Annotated in this window: 9 protein-coding genes and 1 pseudogene; 7 read left to right on the top strand and 3 right to left on the bottom strand. The window is 58.7% G+C overall.

All coding sequences use genetic code 11. From position 1 onward, the window contains the following. Positions 1-106 precede the first annotated feature (106 nt). The 5 genes from dgcB (at position 107) to FBY12_RS14760 (ending at position 7,625) form a co-directional block, all read left to right on the top strand. Entirely contained in the window at positions 107-2,056 is a 1,950-nt protein-coding gene (gene dgcB / locus FBY12_RS14790) for a dimethylglycine demethylation protein DgcB (protein ID WP_145253480.1), read from the top strand. After that, a complete protein-coding gene (locus tag FBY12_RS14785) occupies positions 2,056-3,276 on the top strand; it encodes an electron transfer flavoprotein subunit alpha/FixB family protein (RefSeq protein WP_145253478.1) in 1,221 nt (406 codons plus the stop codon). The genes dgcB and FBY12_RS14785 overlap by 1 nt, the downstream gene beginning before the upstream one ends. A gap of 15 nt (positions 3,277-3,291) precedes the next feature. Further along, on the top strand, positions 3,292-4,062 hold the full coding sequence (locus tag FBY12_RS14780; protein ID WP_121732442.1) for an electron transfer flavoprotein subunit beta: 771 nt from the start codon (positions 3,292-3,294) through the stop codon (positions 4,060-4,062). Positions 4,063-5,995: 1,933 nt separating this feature from the next. Continuing rightward, positions 5,996-6,769, top strand: a complete 774-nt coding sequence (locus FBY12_RS14765) for a hypothetical protein (protein WP_092277076.1) — start codon at positions 5,996-5,998, stop codon at positions 6,767-6,769. Between the two features lie 76 nt (positions 6,770-6,845). Continuing rightward, positions 6,846-7,625 (top strand): hypothetical protein, encoded by a 780-nt coding sequence (locus FBY12_RS14760; RefSeq protein WP_145253472.1) that lies wholly within the window; start codon positions 6,846-6,848, stop codon positions 7,623-7,625. Positions 7,626-7,693: 68 nt separating this feature from the next. Here FBY12_RS14760 and gbcA read toward each other — a convergent pair whose 3' ends face one another. Continuing rightward, on the bottom strand, positions 7,694-8,989 hold the full coding sequence (gbcA, locus tag FBY12_RS14755) for a glycine-betaine demethylase subunit GbcA (protein ID WP_145253470.1): 1,296 nt from the start codon (positions 8,987-8,989) through the stop codon (positions 7,694-7,696). A gap of 296 nt (positions 8,990-9,285) precedes the next feature. Between gbcA and gbcB the strand changes: the two genes are divergently transcribed. After that, positions 9,286-10,386 (top strand): glycine-betaine demethylase subunit GbcB, encoded by a 1,101-nt coding sequence (gene gbcB, locus FBY12_RS14750; RefSeq protein ID WP_121732445.1) that lies wholly within the window; start codon positions 9,286-9,288, stop codon positions 10,384-10,386. A gap of 365 nt (positions 10,387-10,751) precedes the next feature. Here the strand turns inward: gbcB and FBY12_RS27905 are convergent. Next, positions 10,752-10,853, bottom strand: a pseudogene (locus tag FBY12_RS27905) (short chain dehydrogenase); the annotation flags it as partial. Between the two features lie 26 nt (positions 10,854-10,879). Then, positions 10,880-11,920 (bottom strand): low specificity L-threonine aldolase, encoded by a 1,041-nt coding sequence (locus FBY12_RS14740; protein WP_145253468.1) that lies wholly within the window; start codon positions 11,918-11,920, stop codon positions 10,880-10,882. Positions 11,921-12,051: 131 nt separating this feature from the next. Between FBY12_RS14740 and FBY12_RS14735 the strand changes: the two genes are divergently transcribed. Next, positions 12,052-12,768, top strand: a complete 717-nt coding sequence (locus tag FBY12_RS14735) for a TraX family protein (protein WP_145253466.1) — start codon at positions 12,052-12,054, stop codon at positions 12,766-12,768. Positions 12,769-12,818: the final 50 nt, after the last annotated feature.

Below are 12,818 nucleotides of genomic sequence, written 5' to 3'. Positions count from 1 at the left end.
CGGCTGATCCATCGCCTTCGCGGGCAAGCCTCGCTCCTACAGGGAATCGGGCAAGGCATCCAGGTAGTTTGGCCTGCAAGACCTTGAGGTCTTTGGGAGCTTCACCATGTTGAACACCCTTCTTCCAATCCTGTTGTTCGCTGCCCTGGGCCTGGCTGTCCTCGGCGCGTTGCGGCGGATGAACATGTGGCGTCGGGGCCGAGCCTCGAAGGTCGATTTGCTCGGCGGCCTGCTCGCCATGCCCAAGCGCTACATGGTCGACTTGCACCACGTCGTCGCGCGCGACAAATACATCGCCAACACCCACGTCGCGACGGCCGGCGGCGCGGTGGCGTCGATTGTGCTGGCGCTGCTGGTTTACGGTTTCGGCCTGCAAAACCGCATCCTCGGTTTCGCCCTGTTGATCGCTTCGGCGGTGATGTTCGTCGGCGCGATTTTCATGTTCTTGCGCCGGCGCAATCCTCCCGCGCGTCTGTCCAAAGGACCGTGGATGCGTTTGCCGAAAAGCCTGTTGGCATTCTCGGCGAGCTTCTTCCTGCTGACCCTGCCGGTCGCCGGGATCCTTCCGCAAAACTTTGGTGGCTGGGTGGTCGCGGCGATCCTCGGCTTCGGCGTGCTTTGGGGTGTCTGCGAACTGTTCCTCGGCATGACCTGGGGCGGGCCGATGAAGCACGCCTTCGCCGGCGCCCTGCACCTGGCCTGGCACCGTCGCGCCGAACGCTTTGGCGGCGGTCGCTCGACCGGTCTGAAACCACTGGACCTGAGCGACCCAAACGCGCCGCTGGGCGTGGAAAAACCCAAGGATTTCACCTGGAACCAACTGCTCGGTTTCGACGCCTGTGTGCAGTGCGGCAAGTGCGAAGCGGCGTGCCCGGCGTTCGCCGCCGGCCAACCGCTGAACCCGAAAAAACTCATTCAAGACATGGTCGTCGGCCTCGCCGGTGGCACCGATGCAAACTTCGCCGGTAGCCCGTATCCCGGCAAACCGATCGGCGAACACGCAGGCAATCCCCATCAACCGATCGTCAACGGTCTGGTCGATGCCGAAACCCTGTGGTCGTGCACCACGTGCCGCGCCTGCGTCGAGGAATGCCCGATGATGATCGAGCACGTCGATGCCATCGTCGACATGCGCCGCCACCTCACACTGGAGCGCGGCGCGACGCCGAACAAGGGCGCCGAAGTCCTCGAAAACCTGATCGCCACCGACAACCCGGGCGGTTTTGCGCCAGGCGGGCGGATGAACTGGGCGGCGGATCTGAACCTGAATTTGATGAGCGAGAAAAAATCCGTCGACGTGCTGTTCTGGGTTGGCGACGGCGCGTTCGACATGCGCAACCAGCGCACCTTGCGCGCTTTCGTCAAAGTGCTGAAAGCGGCCAAAGTCGACTTCGCCGTGCTCGGTCTGGAGGAGCGCGACAGCGGCGACGTGGCCCGACGTCTGGGCGACGAAGCGACGTTTCAGTTGTTGGCCAAACGCAACATTCAGACCCTCGCCAAGTACAGCTTCAACCGCATCGTCACCTGCGATCCGCACAGTTTCCATGTGCTGAAAAACGAGTACGGCGCCTTCGACGGCCACTACCTGGTGCAGCATCACAGCACCTACATGGCGGAAATCATTGGCGCTGGCGCACTGAATCTCGGCCAGCACAAAGGCGCCAGCGTGACTTACCACGATCCGTGCTACCTCGGCCGTTACAACGGCGAATACGAGGCGCCGCGCGAAGTGCTGCGCGCGCTCGGGATCGAAGTCAAAGAGATGCAGCGTTCCGGTTACCGCTCGCGTTGCTGCGGTGGCGGTGGCGGCGCGCCGATCACCGACATTCCGGGCAAGCAGCGGATCCCCGACATGCGCATGGACGACATCCGCGAAACCGGCGCCGAACTGGTGGCCGTGGGTTGCCCGCAATGCACCGCGATGCTTGAGGGTGTGGTCGAACCGCGGCCGCTGATCAAAGACATTGCCGAACTGGTGGCCGATGCCCTGCTCGAAGACCAGGCACCGAGCAAACCCGCCACTCCGGCCAAACGTGAACCTGCGGAGGCCCACTGATGAGCGACATTATCCGCCGCGACCCGCGCGCCGAATGGATTGCGCGTAACCGCTTGCACCCGCTGCACGCGGCGATGCAACCGGCGCAACACAGCTGGATGGGGCCGAACGGGGTTATCCGCAAGAACCTGCACGGCATCGGTTTTATCGGGCCGAACGGGATCAAGCGCATCGACCGCAGCGGCGCACAGCAGGGCGGGGCGACCAAACGTTCGGCCGCCGTAGAAGTGCAACTGCCGCTGCATCAAGTGCCGGCTCCGGCGTTTTACATCAGCGTGGTGCCGGACATGGTCGGCGGCCGCTTGAGCAGCCACGACCGCGATCTGCTGGGCCTCGCGCATCAGTTGGCCGGCAAGGACGGCGCGGTGTTGGCGGTGGTCTTCGGCGAACACAAGGAAAACGCCTTCACCACGGCGGGTGTCGATCGTTTGCTGGTGCTCGATGGTGAGGAATTCAACGGTTATGCACCGGAGCAACGCGTGCAGGGCTTGCGGGCTGTGGATAACCAGTTCAATCCGCGTCATTGGTTGCTGCCGGACAGTCGCAGCGGCGGTGGCGAACTCGGTCGACGCTTTGCTGCCGCACTGGGCGAACGCCCGGCCACGCGGGTCTGGCAGGTCAAGGATGAGCAATGCATCGGCCGCGCTGGCGCTGGGCTGCAAGACCTTGCGCGGCCGGTCGCGCGGTTGATTCTGGGTGCCGCCGAATGCGCGGATCCGGTCAGCGAAACCCGCCATGAAGCGTTGCCGGTGGAGTTATCCACAAGCGTGGCGCGCAGTTTGTCGCGTATCGAAGATCTGGGTGCCGTCGCGGTGGACCCGGCGGCGATTCCGATGGCCGAAGCCGAGTTCATCTTCTCCGGCGGCAACGGGGTCAAGGACTGGACACTTTTCCACAACACCGCCGCAGCCTTGGGCGCCACTGAAGGCGCGTCGCGGGTGGCGGTGGACGATGGCTTCATGGCGCGTGACCGCCAGGTCGGCGCGTCCGGCACTTGGGTCACTGCGCGGGTATATGTGGCGGTGGGGATTTCCGGGGCGATTCAGCACCTGCAAGGCATCGGCGCCTGCGACAAAGTGGTGGCGATCAACCTTGATCCGGGCTGCGACATGATCAAACGGGCCGATCTGTCGGTGATCGGTGAGAGCGCCGAGATCCTGCAAGCCTTGATCGACGCGGTAGCGGCTTACCGCAACGACGCCAAGCGCGATGCGGCTTAAGGGAAGGAACGGACCATGAGTACAAAAGTCATCAGCCTGGTGTCCATCGGCGCCCACCCGACCTCCGGTCGCCCGCGCCGCGCCGAGCAGGATGCGCGCGCGGTGGAGCTGGGTCTGCAATTGGCTGGGGATAACCTGCAAGTGCTGCATGCCGGCGACGTCGCGGAACCGGCGTTGCGCGCTTATCTGGGCATGGGTCTGGCGCAATTGCACGTGCTTGAGCAACCGGACGGCGCCGACGCGCTGCCGGCGTTGAGCGCGTATTTGCGTGAGGCCGGGGCGCAAGTGGTGCTCACTGGCAGCCAGGCTGAAACCGGCGAGGGCTCGGGCATGTTGCCGTTCCTGCTCGCCGAAAGCCTTGGCTGGCCGCTGGTGGTGGGGCTGGCCCAGGTTGAATCCATCGACGGCGGTTCGGCGCTGGTACTGCAAGCGTTGCCGCGCGGTCAGCGGCGTCGCTTGAAAGTGCGCTTGCCGTTTCTCGCGACTGTGGATAACGCCGCGCCGAAACCTCGGCAAAGCGCCTACGGCCCGGCGCGGCGTGGGGTGCTGGAAGCGGACGAGGTCGAGGTTGTCGATGATCAATTGCTCAGCGTTGCCACGCTGCAAGCGGCGAAACCACGGCCGAAACGTTTGAAAGTGATCAAAGCCAAAAGCGGCGCCGACCGGATGAAAGCCGCGACGGCCAAAGCCAGCGGTGGCGGCGGCCAAGTGCTCAAAGGCGTGACCGCGCAGGCAGGTGCCGAGGCAATTCTGAAATTGCTGATCGAAGAAGGCGTAGTTCGCTAAACCCGCACAAAACCTGTAGGAGCTGAGCTTGCTCGCGAAGGGGCCATCCCATCCAGCATTAATGGCGCCTGAACCACCGCCATCGCGAGCAAGCTCAGCTCCCACAGGGCCGGTGGGTGTACACAAAATTTGTGACCACCGAAAACCGCTGTAGGAGCAAAGCTTGCTCGCGAAGGGGCCATCTCATCCAGCATTGATGGCGCCTGACCCACCGCCATCGCGAGCAAGCTCGGCTCCCACAGGAATTGTGTCGTTCACAGATTCCATGTACACCCGCCATCCCCAGTAGGAGTGAGCCTGCTCGCGATGACGGACCTACATCCAACATCGATGTCGCCTGACCCACCGCTTTCGCGAGCAAGCTCAGCTCCTACAGGAATTCCGTTGGTCACAGATTCCATGTACACCCGCCATCCCCAGTAGGAGTGAGCCTGCTCGCGATGACGGACCAACATCCAACACCGATGTCGCCTGACCCACCGCTTTCGCGAGCAAGCTCAGCTCCCACAGAACGGGTGGGTGTACACAAAATTTGTGACCACCGAAAACCCCTGTGGGAGCAAAGCTTGCTCGCGAAGGGGCCATCTCATCCAGCATTGATGGCGCCTGACCCACCGCCATCGCGAGCAAGCTCAGCTCCCACAGGAATTTCGTCGGTCACAGATTCCATGTACACCCGCCATCCCCAGTAGGAGTGAGCCTGCTCGCGATGACGGACTGACATCCAACATCCATATCGCCTGACCTGCCGCCATCGCGAGCAAGCTCAGCTCCCACAGGAATTTCGTCGGTCACAGATTCCATGTATACCCACAGGAACTTGCGTGGTAGCGCGTTTATGCACAATCCCTGTTAGCGCATCTGTGGATAAGGTGTTCGCGCTTCGCCGCAGCCCTTATGCTTCAAGCCCTGCAGCCTCTCGTACAAAAAACAACCAGCCTAACTCGCGGTTTTTCCTGACTTTTTTCGTGGGATAACTCGACGCGCTCATCCACACTTGCCCCCAATCTCTGTTGGCGCTTCTGTGGATAAGATGTTCGCTGTCCGCTGCACGCCATATAAATCAGGCCTTTCACGCGATTGATCAAAAAACAACCAATTTAGCCTTTTCCCACTGAAAATCCACCCCAACCCCGGATTTGCCGCCGCAATTTGCGGTTTTCCACAGCCCAGCTAAAGTTGCCCCCAAACTCTGTTAGCCCTTCTGTGGATAACATGTTCGCCATCCCCTGCAGGCCATACAGATCGTGCCCTGCAACCTTTCGATCAAAAAACAACCAATCCCGCTCTCAAAGGGTACTTCCGAATAAGTCACGGTTTTTATTCACTATTTAACTGCCATTTTTCGCTAGCATCCTCAGTTGTCCCCAATACCTGTGGGTGGGCTTGTGGATAACTTGTTCGCTAAACCCCGAAAACCACGCTACGTATAGTCCCAAACGCAATAGATCAAATTTCGTACAGTTCTAAAGCGCTTCCGCATCCCGTCCACGTCAGTCCGCCAGAACACGCTTGAGCAATAGCAACCAAGCCCCCCTTTGTAAGTTATCGCCAATGGCCCTGAAAATTCATCAGGTAACTCCTTATAAGTCTATAAAGGCACATTGACACATGTGGGCTTCAAGACTTAACTGTCACTGGCAAAAAGCACTGGACGGAATACCATTGCGTACTCGCATTTCTCAAGGAGAGAGATCATGGAAACTTACCGCACGACCCTCGTTTGTCTGCCGCGCTATAACCGATATCTTCTTCGACTGGATTAAATCCAAATCTGCCGTTGCATCAATGGCGGGATTCGCTGCGTTTATGAATGGATAATGACGCCTACCAGCGTTCACGTTATTGCGTGTGCGACTGATCTGTAAAAACAGTCAGCTCGGCGGTGGCAGCCAATCGTGTAATTAACTTCTTAACAATATGGAGCATTGTCATGAGTGTTATCGAAAGCCATGTAGAACGTCTGGCCTGGATCTCGAAACTTGAAATTCCAGAAGCGCCAGCCGCAGTAAGTTCTCGCGAAAGATCGGCAGTGGTGCGGGCCAGTGCCGATGAGAATGGCGCGGCGGTGGTCAAAGGCAGTGTGGTTTCTTTTGTGTCAGGGCTTACTGATCAAGCCCGCGACGATGTGCAGAACAGCACATTGTTGATGCAACTGGCGGCTGACAAAAAGTTTGATCCGGATTCGCAGAAGCAGGAGTGGTTCAAATTTTATACCGAAGGTCTGGCGAACCTGGGCTGGGGTCGTGTATCAAGTGCTTATTCCGATTATCAGCCAAAGAATACCGATGTAACGATGGACCAAGTGGTGCTGGAAGTTCTCGCACAGGTGGTGGCTCCCGAGTCAGCCCTGTATCTAGTGGTGGCGCAAACGTTCGAGGCATTGAAATCCAATCCGAATAATCAAGGCGCGCTGAAACTCTTCGACAACAGCAGCACCAAGAGCGGCACCGGCACCTTCCAGATCCTGCCGGTGGCGCAGGACACCGGCGGTAACGTGATTATGGTGCTGACGTGCGTTAACGCGACGACGACGGTGCAGTCCGGCAGCTTCCTGTTCTGGCACTGGAGTTCATCATCGTCCCGGATGTACCGGGCGGCGCAACAGATTGTCCTGAACGAATCGGTGTACAAACAGGTTCGCCAGGCCGTTATCGACAAGCTGGGTGATAACGCCAAAAACTTTGTCAAAGACCTGGATATTTAATTGTCCTGATGCGAACCCGGCACGCAGGTGCCGGGTTTGTCTTCTTCGCGTCATCATTATTCAAGGATGATTCGCCATGAGCTTGCCTGCCGCCGAAACTTACATCGTATCAGGTAATTTGCTGGTCGCTGCGCCTTCGGTAACGAACGCCACTGTTGTGCAGGATGTTGTCAATTCCAATCTGTTATGCCAGTTGGCTGCTGATAAAAAACTGACATCACGTTTTATTGACCCTGCGGTCTGGCTGGATATGTATCGCAACTCGTTGGGGAAAGTATTCTGGCAAATAACCAACTCCAATACGATCAGCTACCCTGTGCCACCGCTGATTCGCTCGTTAACCCTGATGAAGATTTTGCAGGCGACATTTTTCAAGACGCTGGATACCAACTTGGTGGATTGCATTGAGGAGGGAATTGGTCTTTGGCTGGAACTGCCTGAGTCCAGTGCGCCTGCGCTTTTGTACAATAGCAAAACCCACGTTGAATTCGAGATGGATGAAAAAGTACCGCCGGTGCCGTCGACAATATCGGTCATTAATCTGCAACTCAGCGTTGTTCACAGCGGCAGTCGATTGTCCGTTTGCAGTATTTACTTCAAAACGCTTGAGTCGGTCGAAGCGGATTTGTTTAATCAGAAGTTTGCAGTAAAGGATATTTTGGGCAATGTAAGCGTCAGTTCATTCAAGGCTGAATTGATCGAGTCAAACTATTCGGCCATTCGCCAGCAAATCATCGACAAACTGGGCGAAACCAATATCCGAGAAAATATAATGCTTGTTCCAGCCACTCTCGCGCCTGCCGGAATCGAACTTGATACAGGCACTCGACAGTTTCTGGACAGTGTGGATATCTGAAACGACATAACTGACAAAGGGCGCTGAGCGCCCTTTGTCGTTGATGGTTGGAACCGCTGTCTGAGCAATCAGCCTTGAACCGGCACTCCTTTGAGGTAGGCCGCAGGCTCGGCGCCAAGATTGTTCAGCAACCGCTCGCTGTACCAATCGACGAAATTCACCACGCCGAACTCGTACGTCTTGGAATAAGGCCCTGGCTGATAAGCCGTCGAGTTGATCCCGCGCTGGTTCTCTTCGGCCAGGCGCCGGTCCTGATCGTTGGTCGCGTCCCAGACCTGACGCATGCGGTCAACGTCGTAATCGACGCCTTCAACCGCGTCCTTGTGCACGATCCATTTGGTGGTGACCACGGTTTCCTGCGCGCTGATCGGCCACACGGTGAAGACGATGATGTGGTCGCCCATGCAGTGGTTCCACGAATGCGGCAGGTGCAGGATGCGCATCGAGCCGAGGTCCGGGTTTTTGATCCGGCCCATCAGTTTCGCGCAGCCCTGTTTGCCGTCGAGGGTCATCGACACGGTGCCCTTGAGCAGCGGCATGCGCACGATGCGGTTGCGCAGGCCGAAACTGGCGTGGGCGTAAGGGATTTTCTCGGCGTCCCACGCGGCGGCGGACGCGGCGACGTGATCCTTGAATGCCTGATCGGCGCGCGGGTCGGTGACGTCGTCCCATTCCAGCAGGGTTTTCAGCAGTTCCGGGTGCGAGGCGTTGCAGTGGTAGCACTCGCGGTTGTTTTCCAGCACCAGTTTCCAATTGGCTTTTTCCACCAGGGTGGTGGTGATGGCCACCTTGGTGTTCTCCATGTCGTACGGTTCCATGTAATGGTTCAGCGTCGACAGGAAGTCATCAATCGCCGGCGGATTCTCGGCCAGGCTGATGAAGATGTAGCCGCCAGCGGTTTTCACGTTCACCGGTTTGAGGCCGTACTGCTTCATGTCGAAATCGGCGCCCATTTCGGTGCCGGCGAACAGCAGGCGGCCGTCAAGTTCGTAGGTCCACTGGTGGTAATGGCAGACCAGTTTGGCGACCTTGCCTTTGTCGCTGGTGCACAGCCGCGAACCGCGGTGGCGGCAGACGTTGTGGAACGCATGCACCACGCCTTCGGCACCGCGAATCACGATGATCGGGTTCTTGCCGATTTGCAGCGTCAGGTAGTTGCCCTTGCTCGGGATCTCGCAGGTCATGCCGGCGATCAACCACTCTTTCTGGAAAATCTCCTGCATGTCGATATCGAACAGCCGCTCGTCAGAGTAAAACGGCTGCGGCAGCGAGAAAGTGCGCTCGCGCTCTTGCAGCATCTGCGCAGTGGCCTTGCGTGCGGGTTCCAGCGGATCGCCCAAGCTGATTTTTGCGGTGACGTCCATCGATTTGATCCTCAAGGCCATTCTGTGTGGCCGGCGAAAGTGGCTAATCAGGGTTGCGACGCAAGGTGTCAATTGAAGGTGTAAGGAATGTGTATGGGTATGGGGCGAGTGTGGGGCCGGCGCACACCAGAACCTTATCCATGGGCGACATGGCCCAATCTGTTCCCGACGCGCAACCCCCGGTAGTTGCGGGCTGGTCGCGATAAGTATGTGAATGTCGCAGATAGGTAAATGGGCGGCTCGCGCTATACGCAGAATCGCCAACAGAAGGCCGACACACGGCTACGGAGAACAGCATGTCCAACAGCTTCCTGAATCCGGTTACCACCCAGACCTGGGCCAATGGTCGACACATCGTCCGTTGCGTCAAAGTCATCCAGGAAACCTGGGACGTGCGCACCTTCTGCTTTATGGCCGATCAGCCGATCTTGTTTTTCTTCAAGCCGGGGCAGTTCGTCACCCTGGAGCTGGAAATCGACGGCGTGCCGATCATGCGCTCCTACACCATCTCCAGTTCGCCATCGGTGCCGTACAGCTTTTCGGTGACGATCAAACGCGTGCCCGGCGGCAAGGTTTCCAACTGGTTGCACGACACTTTGCACGAGGGCCAGGAGCTGGCGGTGCACGGGCCGGTCGGGCTGTTCAACGCGATGGATTTCACCGCGCCGAAAGTGCTCTACCTCAGCGGCGGCGTCGGCATCACGCCGGTGATGTCGATGGCGCGCTGGTTTTACGACACCAACGGCAATGTCGACATGGTGTTTATCCACAGCGCCCGTTCACCGAAAGACATCATTTACCACCGCGAGCTGGAACACATGGCGTCGCGGATCGACAACTTCAGCCTGCACCTGATCTGCGAGAAGCACGGTCTGGGCGAGCCGTGGGCCGGCTATCGCGGTTATCTGAACCACAAGATGCTCGAACTGATGGCGCCGGATTTCCTGGAGCGCGAAGTCTTCTGCTGCGGCCCGACGCCGTACATGAACGCGGTCAAACGCATGCTCGAAGCGGTCGGTTTTGATATGTCGCGGTATCACGAAGAATCTTTCGGCGCGACCCCACCGGAGGCCCGCGCCGATGCGGTGGAACAGGCAGAAATCGCTGCGGATGCGCCGGAAGTCGATCTGGCGGACCTGCATCAAGTGGAGTTCATCTCTTCGGGCAAAAGCATTCGCGTGGCGCCGGGCGAAACCGTGCACGCGGCCGCCGCCAAGCTCGGCCTGCTGATCCCGAAAGCCTGCGGCATGGGCATTTGCGGCACCTGCAAAGTGCTGAAACTGGGCGGCGAAGTTGAAATGGAACACAACGGCGGGATCACCGAAGAAGACGAAGCCGAGGGTTACATCTTGTCCTGCTGCAGCGTGCCGAAGGGCGATGTGCGGATTGAGTTCTGATGATTGGTTAACTTCGAGAAACACCCCTCACCCCAACCCTCTCCCCAGAGGGGAGAGGGGGAAAGGGAGCAGATCTTTGTTGTTTTCGAAGCCTGAGTTCGACTCGGTTTTTCAGGTCGACGTAGCTCTAAGAGCACCTCGGTCAGTCCCCTCTCCCCAGAGGGGAGAGGGGGAAAGGGAGCAGATCTTCGTTGTTTTCGAAGCCTGAGTTTGACTCTGGATTTCAAGTACCGAGGCGATTCAAAGCCTGAGTTCGACTCGGTTTTTCAGGTCGACGTAGCTCCAAGAGCACCTCGGTCAGTCCCCTCGCCCCTTTGGGGAGAGGGTTAGGGTGAGGGGTGGACCCAACTGACACTACAAATCCCTCAATCGACAAACAGGTCCGGCATCAGTTTGTCGGTGGCGCCCGGTTCAAACCGATACCCCTCGAAATCCGTCACTCCACTTTCGCGCAAAACCTCCTCATCCTGATTCAAGTCCGGCAGGGCAGGGCTCAGCGGGACATGACTTCGCGGATATCCGCCGCCAATTCACGTACGCGTTCTTCTTCGGTGTCCCATGAGCACATGAAGCGCGCGCCGCCGTTGCCGATGAAGGTGTAGAAGCGCCAGCCCTTGGCGGTGAGGGCGGCAATTGCCGGTTCCGAGAGTTGCAGGAATACGCCGTTGGCCTGCACCGGGAACATCAATTCCACGCCTTGAATATCGCTGACCAGTTCGGCAAGCAATTGCGCGCAACGGTTAGCGTGTTTCGCGTATTTCAGCCAGGCGTGGTTTTCCAGAATCCCAACCCACGGCGCCGAGAGAAAACGCATTTTCGACGCCAGTTGCCCGGCCTGTTTGCAGCGATAGTCGAAGTCTTCCGCCAGTTTATGGTTGAAGAACAGAATCGCTTCGCCCACCGCCATGCCGTTTTTCGTGCCGCCGAAGCACAGCACATCAACGCCAGCCTTCCAGGTCAGATCCGCCGGCGTGCAGCCGAGAAAAGCGCAGGCGTTGGAGAAACGCGCGCCGTCCATGTGCAGGTTCAAACCGAGTTCTTTGCAAGTGACGCTGATCGCGCGGATTTCTTCCGGGGTGTAGACGCTGCCGACTTCGGTGGCCTGGGTCAGCGTGACCACGCGCGGTTTCGGGTAGTGGATGTCCTGGCGCTTGAGCGCGACTTCGCGGATCGATTCCGGGGTCAGCTTGCCGTTTTCAGTGCGCGCGACCAGCAGTTTCGAGCCGTTGGAAAAGAATTCCGGAGCGCCGCATTCGTCGGTTTCGACGTGGGCAGTTTCCGAGCAGATCACGCTGTGGTAACTCTGGCACAACGACGACAGGGCCAGCGAGTTGGCGGCAGTGCCGTTGAAGGCGAAAAACACTTCGCAGTCGGTTTCGAACAATTTGCGGAAATCGTCGGACGCGCGTGCGGTCCATTCATCGTCGCCGTAAGCGCGCTGGTGGCCGTGGTTGGCCTGTTCCATGGCGGCCCAGGCTTCAGGGCAGATACCGGAATAGTTGTCGCTGGCAAATTGTTGGCTCTTATCGGTCATGGCCTGATTCCGTGTGCAAGGCCCTTATGGTGAAGGGCCTCGGGGTCAATGATGGTGCGCACTTTACCGAAGATCGTCCGGGGAGCACACGCGATGATGCTGTCAGAAAATTACACAATTGACGGGCAATTATGCACATGACGCAAAGGGACGGCGCGCTGGACCTGCTCAAGTGGCTAGCGCTGATGAGCATGGTGCTCGATCACCTGCGATATGTCGGTTATTCCGTCGATTTCCTGTATGTGCCGGGGCGGCTGGCGTTTCCATGGTTTTGCCTGGCGATGGCGGCGAATCTGGCGCGGGTCAACGCGGCGGCCGCCACCAGCCAGTGGCGTTATCTCGGCTGGTTGCTGCTGTTCAGCGCGATCAGCGAAATCCCCTATCGACTGTTTATTCCTGATCCCGACACGTTAAACGTGATGCCGACCCTGGTCCTCGGTCTGATGGTCGCGCGCGGCTGGCGGCAACCGACGCTGCAATCGCGCTTGTTGGCGGTGGGCGCGGCGGTGATCGCGGCGTTGTTCAGCGAGCGGCTGATGTTCGGGTTTTTCGGCGTGCTGCTGCCGCTGGCGATGCTCCTGGTGTTTCGCCGGCCATGGTATTTCAGCCTGTTGCCGGGGATCGTCTGTCTGGCGGCCAACCAATGGCAAGTGCTGTACAGCGCGGCGCGTTGGGGCAACGGCACGGCGATTGGCGGTTTGGTGATTTGCCTGATTGCGCCAGCGCTGGGAGTGTTCTTGTTGCGACACGCCAAAAGCGTCAAGCCGCCACCGATGCGGCGCTGGGCGTATGCGCTGTATCCGCTGCATTTTTTGCTGCTGTTACTCATCCGCAAGCTCGTCGCATAACCCTGTAGGAGCGAGCCTCCTATCGATGAGGCCCTTACAGCCAACATCAA

This window comes from Pseudomonas sp. SJZ131, assembly GCF_007828705.1.
In the GTDB taxonomy this organism is placed as follows: domain Bacteria; phylum Pseudomonadota; class Gammaproteobacteria; order Pseudomonadales; family Pseudomonadaceae; genus Aquipseudomonas; species Aquipseudomonas prosekii.
This window is presented reverse-complemented; position numbering and strand designations above follow the sequence as displayed.

What these genes read in the sequence shown, in the direction of transcription:
- dgcB (WP_145253480.1), top strand. Translation starts at nt 107, where the DNA reads ATGTTGAACACCCTTCTTCCAATCCTGTTGTTCGCTGCCCTGGGCCTG.
- FBY12_RS14785 (WP_145253478.1), top strand. Translation starts at nt 2,056, where the DNA reads ATGAGCGACATTATCCGCCGCGACCCGCGCGCCGAATGGATTGCGCGT.
- FBY12_RS14780 (WP_121732442.1), top strand. Translation starts at nt 3,292, where the DNA reads ATGAGTACAAAAGTCATCAGCCTGGTGTCCATCGGCGCCCACCCGACC.
- FBY12_RS14765 (WP_092277076.1), top strand. Translation starts at nt 5,996, where the DNA reads ATGAGTGTTATCGAAAGCCATGTAGAACGTCTGGCCTGGATCTCGAAA.
- FBY12_RS14760 (WP_145253472.1), top strand. Translation starts at nt 6,846, where the DNA reads ATGAGCTTGCCTGCCGCCGAAACTTACATCGTATCAGGTAATTTGCTG.
- gbcA (WP_145253470.1), bottom strand. Translation starts at nt 8,989, where the DNA reads ATGGACGTCACCGCAAAAATCAGCTTGGGCGATCCGCTGGAACCCGCA.
- gbcB (WP_121732445.1), top strand. Translation starts at nt 9,286, where the DNA reads ATGTCCAACAGCTTCCTGAATCCGGTTACCACCCAGACCTGGGCCAAT.
- FBY12_RS14740 (WP_145253468.1), bottom strand. Translation starts at nt 11,920, where the DNA reads ATGACCGATAAGAGCCAACAATTTGCCAGCGACAACTATTCCGGTATC.
- FBY12_RS14735 (WP_145253466.1), top strand. Translation starts at nt 12,052, where the DNA reads ATGCACATGACGCAAAGGGACGGCGCGCTGGACCTGCTCAAGTGGCTA.